General features: G+C 74.8%; 14 protein-coding genes. 6 read left to right on the plus strand and 8 right to left on the minus strand.

What is annotated here, in order from left to right; translation table 11 throughout:
- Positions 1-67 precede the first annotated feature (67 nt).
- The gene (locus ACY0MR_RS24800) at positions 68-1,375 is read left to right on the plus strand and encodes a ferredoxin reductase family protein (RefSeq protein WP_392863699.1); all 1,308 of its coding nucleotides are present in this window, start codon (positions 68-70) and stop codon (positions 1,373-1,375) included.
- A gap of 239 nt (positions 1,376-1,614) precedes the next feature.
- Positions 1,615-2,400, plus strand: a complete 786-nt coding sequence (locus ACY0MR_RS24805; RefSeq protein ID WP_473555428.1) for a sulfite exporter TauE/SafE family protein — start codon at positions 1,615-1,617, stop codon at positions 2,398-2,400.
- A 15-nt stretch (positions 2,401-2,415) separates the two neighbouring features.
- On the opposite strand, the gene ACY0MR_RS24810 is transcribed toward ACY0MR_RS24805, so the two are convergent.
- From ACY0MR_RS24810 to ACY0MR_RS24830, 5 genes are all read right to left on the minus strand, one after another.
- Positions 2,416-3,033: a class F sortase gene (locus ACY0MR_RS24810; RefSeq protein WP_388799040.1), complete on the minus strand. Its 618-nt coding sequence runs from the start codon at positions 3,031-3,033 to the stop codon at positions 2,416-2,418.
- Positions 3,034-3,188: 155 nt separating this feature from the next.
- Positions 3,189-3,695 (minus strand): hypothetical protein, encoded by a 507-nt coding sequence (locus ACY0MR_RS24815; RefSeq protein WP_388799043.1) that lies wholly within the window; start codon positions 3,693-3,695, stop codon positions 3,189-3,191.
- A gap of 289 nt (positions 3,696-3,984) precedes the next feature.
- Positions 3,985-4,416, minus strand: coding sequence for a hypothetical protein (locus tag ACY0MR_RS24820; protein WP_392042844.1), 432 nt, complete (start codon positions 4,414-4,416; stop codon positions 3,985-3,987).
- Positions 4,413-6,149 carry a right-handed parallel beta-helix repeat-containing protein gene (locus ACY0MR_RS24825; RefSeq protein ID WP_403313240.1) on the minus strand — a complete coding sequence of 579 codons (1,737 nt, stop codon included), beginning with the start codon at positions 6,147-6,149 and terminating at the stop codon, positions 4,413-4,415. The genes ACY0MR_RS24820 and ACY0MR_RS24825 overlap by 4 nt, the downstream gene beginning before the upstream one ends.
- 61 nt (positions 6,150-6,210) lie before the next feature.
- Positions 6,211-6,972, minus strand: a complete 762-nt coding sequence (locus ACY0MR_RS24830) for an aminotransferase class IV (RefSeq protein ID WP_404082297.1) — start codon at positions 6,970-6,972, stop codon at positions 6,211-6,213.
- A 92-nt stretch (positions 6,973-7,064) separates the two neighbouring features.
- Here ACY0MR_RS24830 and ACY0MR_RS24835 point away from each other — a divergent pair, with 92 nt between their 5' ends.
- The 4 genes from ACY0MR_RS24835 to cutA are packed head-to-tail and all read left to right on the plus strand — an operon-like array spanning position 7,065 to position 12,051.
- Positions 7,065-7,700, plus strand: coding sequence for an NADPH-dependent FMN reductase (locus tag ACY0MR_RS24835; RefSeq protein ID WP_473555432.1), 636 nt, complete (start codon positions 7,065-7,067; stop codon positions 7,698-7,700).
- A 12-nt stretch (positions 7,701-7,712) separates the two neighbouring features.
- On the plus strand, positions 7,713-9,449 hold the full coding sequence (locus ACY0MR_RS24840) for an ABC transporter ATP-binding protein (protein WP_473555435.1): 1,737 nt from the start codon (positions 7,713-7,715) through the stop codon (positions 9,447-9,449).
- Positions 9,446-11,335: an ABC transporter ATP-binding protein gene (locus ACY0MR_RS24845; protein WP_404087050.1), complete on the plus strand. Its 1,890-nt coding sequence runs from the start codon at positions 9,446-9,448 to the stop codon at positions 11,333-11,335. The genes ACY0MR_RS24840 and ACY0MR_RS24845 overlap by 4 nt, the downstream gene beginning before the upstream one ends.
- A complete protein-coding gene (gene cutA / locus ACY0MR_RS24850; protein ID WP_473555438.1) occupies positions 11,332-12,051 on the plus strand; it encodes a divalent cation tolerance protein CutA in 720 nt (239 codons plus the stop codon). Before ACY0MR_RS24845 ends, cutA begins: the two co-directional genes overlap by 4 nt.
- On the opposite strand, the gene ACY0MR_RS24855 is transcribed toward cutA, so the two are convergent.
- From ACY0MR_RS24855 to ACY0MR_RS24865, 3 genes are all read right to left on the minus strand, one after another.
- On the minus strand, positions 12,017-14,158 hold the full coding sequence (locus ACY0MR_RS24855) for a molybdopterin oxidoreductase family protein (RefSeq protein ID WP_473555441.1): 2,142 nt from the start codon (positions 14,156-14,158) through the stop codon (positions 12,017-12,019). The two genes, cutA and ACY0MR_RS24855, sit on opposite strands and share 35 nt — an antisense overlap.
- A gap of 75 nt (positions 14,159-14,233) precedes the next feature.
- Positions 14,234-14,920 carry a SanA/YdcF family protein gene (locus ACY0MR_RS24860; protein ID WP_388799070.1) on the minus strand — a complete coding sequence of 229 codons (687 nt, stop codon included), beginning with the start codon at positions 14,918-14,920 and terminating at the stop codon, positions 14,234-14,236.
- A 37-nt stretch (positions 14,921-14,957) separates the two neighbouring features.
- Positions 14,958-15,680 (minus strand): aquaporin, encoded by a 723-nt coding sequence (locus tag ACY0MR_RS24865; protein ID WP_392042827.1) that lies wholly within the window; start codon positions 15,678-15,680, stop codon positions 14,958-14,960.
- Between the last annotated feature and the right edge of the window lie 299 nt (positions 15,681-15,979).

Below are 15,979 nucleotides of genomic sequence, written 5' to 3' on the forward strand. Positions count from 1 at the left end.
CCCTGCCGCACCGGCCCCCGCCGCGCCGCCCTCCGCCCCGCCGACCCCCGCCCCGCCCCATCCCCTCCTGCGGTTCGCCCCCGACCGGCTGCGCACCGCGATCCTCGGCGGCGCCGGGGCCGTCGCCCTGCTCTGGGGCGTCCAGGCCCGGCCCTCCGCCCGCCTCGACGCCCTCTTCGCGTCCGGCGCGCACCTCACCGGCCTGCTCGCCGGATACGGCGTGCTCGTCCTGCTGCTGCTCATGGCCCGCGTCCCCGGCATCGAGCACGGCGTCGGCGCCGACCGGCTGGCCCGCTGGCACGCCCTCGGCGGCCGGTACGTGCTCGGCCTCATCGGCGCGCACGCGCTCCTCGCGCTCTGCGGGTACGCCGTGCACACCCGCACCGACCTGCTCACCGCCACCGGGGACCTCATGGCGTACGGCGCGATCGCCGCCGCCACCCTCGGCACCGCCCTCTTCGTCGCGGTCGGCGTCACCTCCGCCCGGGCCGTGCGGAACCGGCTCCGGCACGAGACCTGGCGGGCCGTCCACCTCGGCGGGCTCCTCGCCGCCGCCCTCGGCTTCGTGCACCAGCTCGCCGGCCCCGACATCGCCGAGAGCCTCCTCGTCCGCTGGCTCTGGGCGATGGCCCACGGCACCGTCGCCGTCCTCCTGCTCTGGTACCGGCTCGTCGTCCCCGTCCGCGCCGCCCTCCGGCACGACCTGCGGGTCGTGGAGGTCCGCGACGAGGGCCCCGGAGTCGTCTCGGTGCTGATCCGCGGCAGGGGAGTGGCCCGACTGCGCGCCGAGCCCGGCCAGTTCTTCCGCTGGCGCTTCCTGCGGCGCGGGCTCTGGGCGACCGCCCTGCCCTTCTCCCTCTCCGCGCCCGTCCGCGACGACACCCTGCGCATCACCGTCAAGGCCCTCGGCGACCACACCCGCCGCATCCGCCGGCTCCGCCCCGGCGTCCGGGTCCTCGCCGCCGGACCGTTCGGCGCCCTCACCGCCCACCGCCGCACGCGCCGCAAGGTGCTGCTGCTCGCGGGCGGCGTCGGCATCACCCCGCTGCGCGCGCTCTTCGAGACGCTGCCCGGCGGGCCCGGCGACGTGACCCTGCTCTACCGGGCCTCCGACGCCGCCGGACTCGTCCTCCGCGAGGAGCTGGAGGACATCGCCCGGGAGCGGCAGGCCGCGCTCCACTTCCTCCTCGGCCGCTCCGACGACTCCTTCGACCCCCTCGCCCCGCGCGCCCTGCGCCACCTGGTGCCGGACCTCGCCGCCCACGACGTCTACCTGTGCGGGCCGCCCGCCATGGCCCGCGCCGCCACCGCCAACCTGATCAGGGCCGGAGTGCCGGCCTCCCGCATCCACAGCGAGGACTTCGACCATGCGTGAACCCCACAGGTCCCGGCACGCGGCCCCGCGCCCCGTCCCCGGCGCGCACCGGGCCGGACGCCGGCTCGCCGCCGCCCTCCTCGGGGCGGGCGCGCTCGCCGGGACCCTCCTCACGGCCGCCGTCTCCCCGGCGGCGCCCCCGGCCCCCGACCGCCTCCCGGGCACCGCAAGCTCAGACGTAGCTCAACTCTCCAGAGATTGATGGACGGGGCAACGATCTCCTCCCTAGGCTCTCGGACATGCCCGAGCTCTCGCTGACCACCCTCGTCCTGCTGTGCCTCGCCGCGCTCGTGGCCGGCTGGATCGACGCCGTGGTCGGCGGCGGCGGGCTGCTTCTGCTGCCGGCCCTGCTGCTCGGACTGCCCCACGTCCCGGCCGCGCACATCCTCGGGACGAACAAGGCCGTCGCGATCGTCGGCACCACCGGGGCCGCGGTCACCTACGTCCGCAAGGCACCCGTCCAGGTGTGGACCGCGGTGCGCATCGGCCTGGCCGCCCTCACGGGCTCCATGGCCGGCGCCTTCTTCGCGGCGGGCATCAGCAGCGACGTCCTGCGGCCGGTGATCATGGTCGTGCTGCTCGCGGTGGCGGCCTTCGTGATGCTGCGGCCGTCGTTCGGCGCGCGGGCCGCGGGGGAGGACCGGGCACCGCTGACCCGGGCCCGGATCGTCACCGCGATCGTCGTGGTCGGCGGCGGCATCGGCTTCTACGACGGCCTGTTCGGCCCCGGCACCGGGACGTTCCTGGTCCTCGCCCTGACCGCCGTGCTCCACCTGGACCTGGTGACGGCCTCGGCGACCGCCAAGATCGTCAACGTCTGCACCAACGCGGGCGCGCTCGCGATGTTCGCCTACCAGGGCAGCGTGTACTGGCAGCTCGCCGCCGTCATGGCCGTCTTCAACCTGGCCGGCGGGACGGTCGGGGCGCGGATGGCGCTCAGCAGGGGAGCCGAGTTCGTCCGCGGGGTGCTGCTCGTGGTCGTCCTCTCGCTGGTCGCGAAGCTCGCCTTCGACCAGTGGGCCTGAACCCGCGGGGCCGGACTACCGCACCCCGATGAGGTGGCCGAAGGCGACCACGTTCCCCCGGTAGCCGTTCTTCTTCGAGAAGCCGCCGCCGCAGGTGATCACCCGGATCTCCGCCCGGTTCGCCTCGTCGTACACCTTCCGGTCCGGGAAGTCCTCGTTCTCGTAGACCTCGACCGCGTCCACCGTGAACACGGCGGTCCGCCCGTCCTGCCGGTCCACCTCGATCCGGTGGCCCTTCTTCAGGGCGCCGAGCGTGTAGAAGACGGCGGGTCCGTCGGCGTTGTCGACGTGGCCCGCGACGATCGCCGTGCCCTTGGCGCCCGGCGCCGTGCCGTCCCCGTACCAGCCGGCCAGGTTACGGTTCCCGGCCGGCGGGACGGCGAGCGAGCCGTCCCCGGCCAGACCGAGCCGCATCATCGGGGTGTCCACGTCGGTCTCGGGGATGCGCAGCCGAACCGGCGCCGAGGGCGGCAGCGGGTCGGCGGCGGCGTCGGTGTGCACGCTCGGCCCGGCGGCGAAGGCCTGGGCGGCCGACGGTACGGGCGGGGTGACCTGCTCAGAGCCGTTCTGGACGAGCCAGAGCCCGACGCAGGCGGCCGCGGCTATGCCCCAGCCCTTGCTCCTGTTGCTCACCTGGGTTCCCTCGGTCGGTTCGTGGTGCGACGGGCGGCGCCGTGGACGACGCGGCCGGCGGGGCGTCGAGCGAGCCGCCCCGGGGTCCGTGATGTGGCCCTGCCCCCGCCGGGCCGTGTTCGGGCGCTCCGGCGGGGGCAGGACAGGCGGTGGTCTCAGTGCCCCCGCGCGCCGCTCGCCCGGCGGCGCAGGAGCAGGACCCCGCCCACGGCAGCTGCGGCCAGCACCGCCGCGCCTGCCGTGACCTGGGCGGTGTCGGGGCCGACGCTGCCCCCGACACCGGTCTGGACGTGGCCGCTGGGACGCCGGTGCGTGACGGTCAGGTCGCCCCGGGCCGTCTTTCCGTTGTCGCAGGCCACGCTGATGCCGTACGTACCGGCCTTGGCGTGCTCCGGTACGTGGAACTGGCCGACCACGACGTCCTTGTGGGTGCCCGGCCTCAGCTGGAAGTCGCCCGCGCCCAGCGAGTTGGCGTCCCCGACGCCGCGGCCGTGCTTGCCGCAGGCGAGGGTGTTCACGGTGACGCTGGCCCCCGGGGCGGCTTCGGAGGGGAAGATCTCGAGCCACTCGGAGTCGCCGGCGAACGCCGGGGGGACGGCGAGGGCTCCGATCGCGGCGACCGTCAGCGCGGTACCGGTGAACAGGCGGACAGTGGTGCGCATGGGGGCCTCCGGGGCGCGCGAGCGGTCGAGCGGGACGGCCTCCGGGAGGGACTTCCCGGACGGGCCTTCTGTGACCGAGATAAGAGCCGCCGCGCGCACCCCGCCTCCTGATGAGGCATCAGGATTGGGCCGTTCGATACGGTGTGTCGCCTGGATTTCCGGAGTTCATGCAGGTCAGGACGGTTTACATGGAGTCGGCTGACGTCCCGTGCCGAACGGGTGACCGCGCCCGGGGCCGCCACCCGCCCCGGCTGCCGGCCCGCCCGGCGGAAGCCGCTCCGGGCGCCCCTCAGCCCCCGGTCAGGCCCCCGATCGCCGCCAGCGCCCACTCCTGGGCCCCCATCGTCGCGCCGGCCGCGACCCCCGTGGCCACCGGGGCGAGCGCGCCCCTGAGCTGGTTGAGCGCCCGGCGCACCCGGCCCTCCTCGACCGGCTCCTCCTGGCCGATCACCTCCAGGACCTCCGCCGCCGCCTCCTCGGTGTTCCGCCGGTCCTCCTCGGCGAGACCGGCGCCGGGGAGCTGCCGGAGCAGCTCGGCCACCCGCTCGGCGAGTGCCTCGTACCCGGGGGCGACCGGGCCGGGCGTGCCGACGTTCTGCTGGTTCTGGGTGGCGGTCGCGTTGTCCCAGGCGAACTGGCCCTGCGACACGGAGCCGTGGAACACCGGCCCGTTGAAGTGGTTGACCTGCGGTGGTCCGTTCTCGTGCGAGCGGTCGTTCATGAGCGGGAACCGTCCCCTTCCGTCTCCGTGCTCCGGTCGTCCTCGGCGCGTCCCCGGTGCTGGGTGACGTGCTCGTTGCCCCAGGCCATCTGGATGTCCCGGACCGGCCCGTGGAAGACCGGCCCGTTGAAGATGTTGATGATCTGCTGCGGCGGTCCGGCCGGCTTCTCCGCGTGCCGGAGGACCCGGAGCGAGGTGCGGAGCCGGACCGTCTCGACCCGGCCGTTGCCGACGACGGCCACCCCGCGGGGGCCGTTCACCGCGCAGTCCACCAGCTGCCCGCCGGCCTCCTCGTCGAAACTCGCGCCGGCGTTCGCGCAGTCGGTGAACTCGCTCCGCGCGACGTCCAGCCAGGCGGAGCCCGTCCCGTAGATCCCGAGCGCCCCCGAGCCGTCCACGGTGAGGTTCCTGGCGATGAGCCGGCCGCTGCCGAGGGCCCCGGCCCCGGCGCCGCTCACCGCCGTGACGCGGCTGTCGGTCACCCGGAGCTGGGCCTCGTCGGAGACGCCGAAGCCCAGGACGCCGCCCTCCGCCGTCACGTTCCGGAGGGTGACGCGGGACCGGCCGCCGATGGCCACGGCGGCCATCTCGCAGTCGCGGAACACCGTGTCCGCCACCTCGGCGGTCGTCCCGCCGTCTCCCCGGGTCTCCAGCCCGGACTGGCAGCGCTCCACCCGTACGCGGGCGAAGGAGGCCCCGGAGTCGTCGAAGACCCGCAGCGCGGTGTTCGTCAGGTCCTCGACCGCGACCCCGGTGAAGCGGCCCCGGGCGCCCTCGGTGACCGCGATCCCGACGTTGCCCCCGGAGACGCGGCCGCCGAGCACCTCCGGCGCGCCGCCCCTGGTCGAGAAGACGGCGACGTTGCCCGAGCCGAGCACCTGGCAGTCCTCGAACCGGCCCCGGGCGTCCGTCTGCACGTTGATGCCGGTGTCGTGGCAGTCGGCGAGGACGCAGCCGCGCACCACCGGGTCGGCGCCGCTCGCCGCGCCGATGCCGTGCCGTGCGCCGGTGACGCGCGTGCCGTCGACGGAGCCCCGGGACTGCTCGGTGAACATGATCCCCTCGCCGTGCACATCGGTGATCACGCAGTCCGCCACGACGAGCCGCGCCCGGGCGTCCGCCGTGAGGGCGGCCTGCCCGGTGCCGGTCAGCTCGCAGCCGACGACCTCGGCGTGCGCGTCGCTGACCCGCAGCCCGTGGATCCGGCTCCCCTCGATCCGGCTGCCCCGGACGGCCACCCGGGCCCCTTCGAGGACGGCGATCGCGTTGTCGGCGGCGTCGGTGAACCGACAGCGCTCGATCAGCCCCGTGCCCCCGGAGAAGAGCATCCGGCCGTGGGTGACCACGGTGTCCCGCAGGGTGACGGCGGAGTGCGGGCGGGCGTGCAGGGCGACGCCGCTGTGGGCCCGGATGCCGGTGTGCTCCAGGGTGAGCGTGCCCGCGTGGCAGGCGACGACGTCCGCCTCGCGGCCGACCAGGGTGAGGCCGTGCACCAGGACCGCACCCGAGGCGTCGAGGACGGTGGTCCGCGGCAGCCCGACCTCGACGGTGCCGGGCCCCCGGGCGGCCACCAGCCGGACGTCGCCCCGCACGGTGAGCGCCTCCTCGTACCGGCCGGGCGCGATCTCGATGAGGGCCGGCCCGCCCCGCGCGCCCGCCGCCCGGAGGGCCGCGCCGATGTCCCGGTGGGCACGCCGGCCGCCGCGCGGCGAGACGACGTACCTCGCGACCACGCCGACCACTCCCTCCTACGGCCCGCGGGGCCGGGTCCGGCCCCCTACGGCTTCTACCGCTCTACAGCTCGTCCCACTCCACCGCGTCGTACGCCGCGTACACCCGTGCCATCAGCTCCTCGTCCCCCGGGAACACCACCTCGTCGATCGACGCCACGGGGGCGAGGGAACGGGAGTTGGTGACGAACGCGGCCCGGTAGCCCGGCAGGTCGGCCAGCGTCACCGGGCGCCGGACCGACTCCAGGCGCGGCTCCAGGAGGGCCATCGCGATCCCGCGGAGGCAGGGCGCCGCCGGCCAGACCACCGACGTGCCGTCCCAGAAGCCGATGTTGGTGATGGCGCCCTCGGCGATCTCGCCGTACGGGGAGGTCAGCACGGCGTCGTCGTAGCCGGCGCGCCGCGCGGCCTCCCGGTGGTAGGCCTGGCCGAAGCCGCCCAGGTGCTTGATGTGCGGCGCGGGCCGCCAGTACTCGACGGTCGTGAGGCGCTGCGGGGCCCCGGGCCCGTCCGGGGCGGGGTCGGCGACGGTCACCGCGATCCGGACGTCGGGGTAGACGTACACGCGCACCGAGGCGTCCCGCCGCCCGGAGGTCTCCAGCGCGCCCGCGACCAGGGACCGGACCCGCTTGCCGTCCAGCTTCTGGCCGAAGAGCTCGCGGGTCGAGCGGTCGAGCCGGTCGAGGTGCAGGTCGAGCCCCTTCACGCGCCCGCCCCGCACCTGCATCGCCGTGAAGTGGCCGAAGCCGGTCATGAGGGCGGCGAGCAGCCCGGGGTCGGCCGCGGGGACGCCGTCGATCTCGATGTGCGGGGTCGGAGTCGTCATGACCTCACCGTACGTCCGTGCCAACGGCCTTGGGGAAGTCCCGCGGAACGCCGCTTGACCTCAACCAAACTTGAGGTACCACGATCATCGACATGGACATCACGAACGCCTCCACGACCACCGACTCCTCCTCCGGCGCGGCGGCCGCCCCCGCCCCCCTCACCCTCGCCCTCGTCGTCGCCAGCGACCGCGAAGGCCGCTTCGCCCCCGTCGTCACCGACTGGTTCCGCTCCCGCCTCGCCGAGCGCGAGGACTTCACCGTCACCGTCGTCGACCTCGCCGAGATCGACCTCCCCACCTCCCTCTCGCACGACCCGTCCCCGGCGGTCCGCGCCGAACTCGCCAAGGTCAGCCCGGTGCTGGAGGCCGCCGACGCCTACGTGGTCGTCACCCCCGAGTACAACCACTCCTTCCCCGCCTCCCTCAAGAACCTGATCGACCGGCACTACACCGAGTGGCAGGCCAAGCCCGTCGGCTTCGTCTCCTACGGCGGCATCTCCGGCGGCCTGCGGGCCGTCGAGCAACTCCGGCAGGTCTACGCCGAGATGCACGCGGTCACCGTCCGCGACACCGTCTCCTTCCACCACGCCCACGGGCTGTTCGACGCCGACGGACGGCACAAGGACCCCGCCGCCGCCGAGGGCGCGGCCAAGGCCCTCCTCGACCAGCTCGGCTGGTGGGGCCGCGCCCTCAAGGACGCCAAGTCCGTCCGGCCGTACGGCGCGTGAGGGGACACCGTCATGCTGTCAGGACTCCTCGCGCCCCGCCTCAGGCCCTACCGGGCCCTCCTCGTCCTCCTCGTCGCCCTCCAGCTCGTCCAGTCCCTGGCCTCCCTCACCCTGCCCGCGCTCAACGCCGGGGTCATCGACGAGGGAGTCCTGAAGGGCGACACCGGACGCGTCCTCGACGGCGGCGCCGTGATGGTCGCCGTCACCCTCGTCCAGGCGGCGGCCGCGGCCGCCGCCACCTACACCGGGGCCCGGATCGCCATGGGCGTCGCCCGCGACCTCCGCTCCGAAGTCTTCCGCCGCGTCCAGGAGTTCTCGGCGAGGGAGCGCGGCCGCTTCGGCGCCGCCTCCCTCATCACCCGGACGACCAACGACGTCCAGCAGGTCCAGACGTTCACCGTCCTCGTCCTCACCATGCTGGTCGCCGCGCCGCTCCTCTGCTTCGGCGGCATCACCATGGCGCTGCGCCAGGACGTGCCGCTCGCCCTGGTACTGGTGCTCTTCGTGCCGGTCATGACCGTGGCGGTGGGCAGCGTCGTCCTGCGGATGCGGCCGCTGTTCACGGGCATGCAGGAGCGCTTGGACCACGTCAACCGGGTGCTGCGCGAGCAGATCACCGGTGTCCGGGTGGTCCGCGCCTTCGTCCGCGACCGGTACGAGCGGGAACGGTTCGCCGCCGCCAACGACGAACTCCGCTCCGTCGGCCTGCGGGCCGGCCGGCTCCAGGCCCTGATGTTCCCGACGGTGCTGATCGTCTGGGAGCTGACCACCGTCGCCCTCGTGTACGCGGGCGCCCACCGCATCGAGTCCGGAGCCCTCCGGCCGGGCGGGCTCGTGGCCTTCCTCGGCTATCTGCTCCAGACCTCGATGTCCGTCATGATGGCCACCTTCATGTTCATGCACATGCCCCGCGCGGAGGCGGGCGCCGTCCGCATCCGCGAGGTCCTGGACACCCGCCCGTCCGTCCTCGCGCCGGCCTTCCCGGTGCCGACCCCGGACGACCGGCGGGGACACCTGGAGGTCCGCAGCGCGGACTTCCGGTACCCCGGCGCGGAGGAGTCCGTCCTCAAGGACGTCCGGCTGGAGGCCCGGCCCGGCGAGACCACCGCGATCATCGGCTCGACCGGAAGCGGCAAGTCCACCCTCCTCGGACTCGTCCCCCGCCTCTTCGACGCCACCGGCGGCGAGGTCCTCGTCGACGGCGTCGACGTCCGCCACCTCGACCCCGCCCTCATGGCCCGCACCGTCGGACTCGTCCCCCAGAAGCCCTACCTCTTCTCCGGCACCGTCGCCACCAACCTCCGCTACGGCAAGCCCGACGCCACCGACGAGGAACTCTGGCACGCCCTCGACGTCGCCCAGGCCGCCGACTTCGTGCGGAACCTGGAGGCCGGCCTGAACGCGCCGATCGCCCAGGGCGGCACCAACGTCTCCGGCGGACAGCGCCAGCGGCTCGCCATCGCCCGCGTCCTCGTCGCCCGCCCCCGCCTCTACCTCTTCGACGACTCGTTCTCCGCCCTCGACCCCGGCACCGACGCCCGCCTCCGCGCCGCCCTGCGCGCGGAGACGGCGGACGCCACCGTCGTCCTCGTCGCCCAGCGGGTCTCCACCATCCGGGACGCCGACCGGATCGTCGTCCTCGACCGCGGCCGGACCGTCGGCACCGGCACCCACACGTCCCTGATGCGGGACAACCCCACCTACCGGGAGATCGTCCTCTCCCAGCTCACCGAGGAGGAAGCCGCATGAGCACCGCCACGGAGAGCCGCCCGGCGAAGCACACGACCGACGGCGCCGCACCCGCCCGCGTCGGCCCCGCCGCCCCGCAGCGCGGCCCCGGCCCGCCCGCCTCGCCCGGCCTCGAACGCTCCCTGTCCTTCCGCTCCTCCGGGCTCCGCCTGCTCCGCACCCTCGCCCCCGACCGCGCCCGCCTCGTCGGCCTGTTCGCCGCCGGCGCCACGGGCGTCCTCCTCACCGTCCTCAACCCCCTGCTCCTCGGGCGCGCCACCGACCTCGTCATCACCGGGGCCACCGGCCCCGCCGGGGTCGACTTCCCGGCCGTCGGCCGGCTCCTGGCCCTCTCGGCCGTGGTCGTCGCCGGATCCTCCTTCTTCACCTGGGTCCAGCTGCGGATCGCCACCACCGTCGTCCAGCGGGCCGGCCACCGGCTCCGCGAGGAGGCCCAGCACAAGCTGGCGAGGCTGCCCCTCGGCTACTTCGACCGGCAGCCGCGCGGCGAGGTCCTCTCCCGCACCACCAACGACATCGACAACGTCACCCAGACCCTCCAGCAGGCCTTCAGCCAGATGAGCCGCGCGCTCCTCACCCTGGTAGGCGTCCTCGCGATGATGTTCTGGGTCTCCCCGGTCCTGGCCCTCGTCGCCCTCGCCACCGTGCCCGTCTCGATCGCCGTCGCCGGCTTCGTGGGGCGGCGCGCGCAGCCGCAGTTCGTGAAGCAGTGGGCGGTCACCGGCCGACTCGGCGGCCACGTCGAGGAGATGATCACCGGTCACACCGAGGTCGTCGTCTTCGGCCGCCGCGAGGAGGCCGTGCGCCGCTTCGACGAACTGGGCGAGGAGCTGTACCGGGCGAGCTTCCGGGCGCAGTTCGTGTCCGGGTTCATCCAGCCCGCGCTGACCCTCGTCGGCAATCTGAACTACGTGGTCATCGCCGTGGTCGGCGGCCTGCGGGTGGCGGGCGGCTCGCTCTCCGTCGGCGACGTGCAGGCCTTCATCCAGTACTCCTACGACTTCAACGGCCCCATCACCCAGGTCGCCGCGATGGCCAACCTCCTCCAGTCCGGAGTGGCCTCGGCCGAGCGGGTCTTCGACCTCCTCGACGCCGAGGAGGAGGACCCGGACCCGGCCGCGCCGCAGCGGCCCGCGGAGCGCCGGGGCCGGGTCTCCTTCGAGAAGGCGGCCTTCCGCCACGAGCCCGGCAGGCCGCTCATCGAGGACCTGTCCCTCACCGTGGAGCCGGGCCGGACCGTCGCCATCGTCGGCCCCACCGGCGCGGGCAAGACGACCCTGGTCAACCTGCTCCTCCGCTTCCACGAGGTCACCGGCGGCCGGATCACCGTGGACGGCGTCGACACCGCCGCCATGACCCGCGAGGAGCTGCGCTCCGGCATCGGCATGGTGCTCCAGGACACCTGGCTGTTCGGCGGCACCATCGCCGACAACATCGCGTACGGGGTGCCCGGCGAGGTCTCGCGCGAGCGGATCGTCGAGGCGGCCCGGGCCGCGCACGCCGACCGGTTCGTGCGGACCCTGCCCGCCGGGTACGACACCGTCCTCGACGAGGACGGCGGCGGCCTCAGCGCCGGGGAGAAGCAGTTGGTCACCCTCGCCCGCGCCTTCCTCTCCGACCCGGCGATCCTCGTCCTCGACGAGGCCACCAGCTCCGTCGACACCCGGACCGAGCGCCTCGTGCAGGAGGCGATGGCCTCGCTCCGGGCGGGCCGCACCAGCTTCGTCGTCGCCCACCGGCTCTCCACGATCCGGGACGCCGACACCATCCTGGTGATGGACGGCGGCTCGATCGCCGAGCAGGGCGGCCACGAGGAACTCCTCGCCGCGGGCGGGGCCTACGCCCGGCTGCACGCGGCCCAGTTCGCCCGTACGGTGGAGACGTGATCGTCACCGTCCGCACCACCACCGACGCGCGCGCCAAGGCGGACGCCCTGGCGCGCGGCGCCGTCGAGGCCCGGCTGGCGGCCTGCGCGCAGATCTCCGGGCCCGCCACCTCCGTCTACCACTGGCGGGGCGCGATCGAGACCACCGAGGAGTGGGAGGTGGTGTTCAAGACCACCGAGGCCCGCTACCCGGCCCTGGAGTCGCACCTCCTCGCCGCGCACGACTACGAGACCCCCGAGATCCTCGCCACCCGGGTCACCCGGGCCGGCGAGGGGTACGCGCGCTGGGTCGAGCGGGAGACCTCCGGAGCCGCGGAGCCCGAGGCCGCCGCCCACGACGAGCGGCCGTTCTTCGTGTACGGCACGCTGCGCCCCGGCGCGTACAACCACGACCGGTTCCTCGCCGGCCGGATCGGCACCGAGGCGGACGCCGTGCTGCACGGGGCGGTCCTGCACGACGGACCCGGCTACCCCTACGTCGTCCCGGCGACCGGGGGCCGGGTGGTCGGCACCCTGCTCACGCCCGCGCCCGACGCGTACGGCGAGCTGTTCGGCCTGCTCGACCGGCTGGAGCTGCCCGCCGGGTACGAGCGGGTGGCGATGGACGTCGTCCGGACGCGGGACAGCGCGAGCGTGTCCGCGTGGGTGTTCCTGGCGGCGCCGGACGCGCCCCTCGGCGAGGTCATCGAGAGCGGCGACTGGTTCGACCGGTCGTAGCGTCCCCGGGGGAGAGCGGTTCGAGCCGGACCGCGCAGACCTTGAACTCGGGCATCCGCGAGACCGGGTCGAGCGCCGGGTTCACCAGGGTGTTGGCCCGGCCCTCGCCCGCCCAGTGGAACGGCATGAAGACGGTGTCCGGCCGGATCGCGGTGCTGATCCGGGCCGGGGCGACGGCCCGGCCGCGCCGCGAGACCACCGCGACCCGCTCGCCCTCGGTCACGCCGAGCCGCTCGGCGACCCGGGGGTGGAGCTCCACGAAGGGGCCGGGCGCCGCCGCGTTCAGCTCGTCGACCCGCCGGGTCTGCGCACCCGACTGGTACTGGGACACGACCCGGCCGGTGGTGAGGACGACGGGGTACTCGGCGTCCGTCTCCTCGGCCGCCGCCCGGTGCACCACCGGGACGAACCGGGCCCGCCCGTCGGGGGTCGCGAAGCGGTCCAGGAAGAGACGCGGGGTGCCCGGGTGGCCGCCCCCGTCCGGGCCGGTCTCCGGGCAGGGCCAGAAGACGCCCTGTTCCTCCTCGATCCGGCGGTAGCTGATGCCCGAGTAGTCGGCGGGGCCGCCGGCCGAGGCCCGGCGCAGCTCCTCGAAGACCTCCTCGGGCTCGGCGGGGAAGCCCTTCTCCCAGCCGAGGAGGCCGGCGAGCGCGTGCAGCACCTCCAGGTCGCTGCGGACCCCCGCGGGCGGGGTGAGGGCGCGCCGGCGGAGCAGGACCCGCCCCTCCAGGCTGGTCATGGTGCCGGTCTCCTCCGCCCACTGGGTGACGGGCAGGACGACGTCGGCGAGGGCCGCGGTCTCGGAGAGCACCACGTCGGCGACGGCGAGGAAGTCGAGCGAGCGCAGCCGCCCCTCGACGTGCGCGGCCCGCGGCGCGGAGACGACCGGGTTGGAGCCCATGAGGAGCAGGGCCCGAACGTCGGTGCCGAGGGCGTCGAGGAGTTCGTACGCGCTCCGCCCCGGTCCCGGCAGCGTCGCGGGGTCCACGCCCCAGACCCCGGCGACGTGCGCCCGGGCGGCCGGGTCGTCGAGCTTGCGGTAGCCGGGGAGCTGGTCGGCCTTCTGGCCGTGCTCGCGGCCGCCCTGGCCGTTGCCCTGGCCGGTGAGGCAGCCGTAGCCGCTGAGCGGCCGGCCGGCCCTGCCGGTGGCCAGGCAGAGGTTGATCCAGGCGCCGACGGTGTCGGTGCCCTTGGACTGCTGCTCGGGGCCGCGCGCGGTCAGGACCATGCCGGTGGCCGCGTCGCAGAACAGCGCGACGGCCTCGCGGAGGAGCGGCACCGGGACGCCGGTGAGACGTTCGACCTGCTCGGGCCAGTGGGCCATGGCCCCGGCGCGGGCCTCCGCCCAGCCGGTGGTGCGGGCCGCGACGAACTCCTCGTCGACGTGTCCCCCGGCCACCACCAGGTGCAGCAGGCCGAGGGCGAGGGCCAGGTCGGTGCCGGGGCGCGGGGCGAGGTGGAGGTCGGCCTGCTCGGCGGTGCGGGTGCGGCGCGGATCGACGACGATCAGCTTCCCGCCGTTCTCCCTCAGCTCGGTGAGGTAGCGGAGGGCCGGCGGCATGGTCTCGGCCGGGTTCGAGCCGACGAGGATCACGCAGCCGGTCCTCGGGACGTCCTCCAGGGGGAAGGGGAGCCCCCGGTCGAGCCCGAACGCCCTGCCGTGCGCGGCGGCCGCCGACGACATGCAGAAGCGCCCGTTGTAGTCGATCTGCGAGGTGCCGAGGACCAGCCGGGCGAACTTGCCCAGGGTGTAGGCCTTCTCGTTGGTGAGGCCGCCGCCGCCGAAGACCCCCACGGCATCGGGACCGTGGTCGGCGCGGGTCCGGCGCAGCCCGTCGGCGACGGCGGCGAGGGCCTCCTCCCAGGAAGCGGGCTCCAGAGCCCCGGTGCCGGGGCGGCGGACCAGCGGCCCGGTGAGCCGGACCCGGGAGGAGAGCACGGCGGGGGCGGTGCGGCCCTTGCCGCAGAGCGCCCCCCGGTTGACGGGGAAGTCGGTCCGCTCGACCACCTCGGCGGGCCGTTCCGGGACGCCGGTGGCGCGGAGCGACATGCCGCACTGGAGGGCGCAGTAGGGGCAGTGGGTGGGTACGGCGGTGGCCTCGGACATGGGACCAGCCTGGGTCGGCCGTGTTACGCGGGGCGGCACCGCCGATTACGGGCGCGGTGCCATGCGCTCCGCCGGCTACGGCTCCCGCGGTGAGGCCAGCGCCTCGGTGACGCCCTTCTCCTCCGGTCCGAGGAAGTGCGGGTCGGGGCGGAGCGCGGCGTCGAGGGAGGCCTTGGCGGCGGCGAACACCTCCCGGGTGGTGCCGTAGTACCAGGTGGCGTCGTGGGGTTCGGGGACCCCGACGCCGTACGCGTCGACGCCCGCCCGCCCGCACAGCGCGACGGCCCGCTTGATGTGGAAGTCCTGGGTGACGAGCACGGCCCGGTCGACACCGAAGACCCTCCTGGCCCGGACGCAGGAGTCCCAGGTGTCGAAGCCCGCGTAGTCGCTGACGATCCGGCCGTCCGGCACCCCGCGCTCGGTGAGGTACGCGCGCATGGCGCTGGGCTCGTCGTACGCGGTCCTGCTGTTGTCGCCGGTGACGAGCAGGACCCTGACCTTCCCCGTCCGGTACAGCTCGGCGGCCGCGTCGAGCCGGTGCGCGAGGTACGGGGTGGGGCGGCCCTTCCACAGTCCGGCGCCGAAGACGACGGCGACGTCCCGGGCGGGCACGTCGGCGGTGGTGCGGAGCTTCCCGGCGGCCGCGGTGTGCATCCAGGTGACGGGGGTCAGGGCGAGGACGGCGCCCAGCATCACGGCCTGCACGGTGCGGCGGCGGGCCCGGGTGGTGCGCGGGATCAACCGGGTGAGCCGTGCCGGCATGCGGGCCTCCGTGGCGGGTGTTCTCGGTGTCGCTCTGTCACACCGTCCGACGCGCTTCGGGGGCGTTCGGTTCGGCGGCGGCCCCTTGTGTTCCGTACAACACACCGGCCAGGAGCATGCCGAGGAGCATGCCGAGCAGTTGGGCGGCGGCGAAGGCGGGTACCGAGCCGGGCGCGATCCCGGTGAAGGAGTCGGAGAACGCGCGGCCGACGGTGGCGGCCGGATTGGCGAAGGACCCGGAGGAGGTGAACCAGATCGCCGCGCCGATGTAGCCGGCGACCGCGACCGGGGCGAGCCCGGGGCGGCCGATGTGGCTCAGGCCCCGGACGACGAGGACCAGCCCGGCGGTGGCGACGGCCTCGCCGACCAGCAGGTGGAGCGCCGAGCGCGACTCGGTGGCCCAGGCGCCGGGCACCCGCCCGAACATCGTCTCGGCGAGCAGCGCGCCGGTCACGGCCCCGGCGAGCTGGGCGCCGATGTAGGCGAGGACCTCGTGGCCCTTCCCCTCGCGGCGCCGCGACCACCACTCGGAGAGGGTGACGACGGGGTTGAAGTGGGCGCCGGAGAGCGGACCGATGAGGGCGATCAGCAGCCCGAGGCCGATGGCGGAGGCGGCGGCGTTCGCGAGCAGCCGGACGCCGGTGTCCTGGCTCAGGGTGTCGGCGCGGATCCCGGAGCCGACGATGACGGCGACGAGGGCGCAGGTGCCGATGAACTCGGCGGCGGCGCGCCGGGGGAGAGCGGGCGGGGACATTCTCATAGCGGAAAAGATATTCCGTGATTCGGAATCCGAAAAGGGGGCAGGGGTAGGTGTGGCCGACCCGTGCCGACCGCCGGACCGGGCCCGGCGCGGCCCGCCGGGGACACCGCCGCGGCACGGACCTGACAGTCGCCCCACCGCGCGCGTGAGGACGCCGAAACGCGGACGTGAGGGCGGGGAGAGCAGTCGTGACCCCCGTGCAACGGGCAGGCAACCTGCGCCCCGCAGGATCGCCGCATGACGGAGCCGGACAGCACCCTCGCCAACGCCGCCGCACTGCTCGGCGGCATCACCGAGCA

This window comes from Streptomyces sp. JN8 (genome assembly GCF_055808075.1).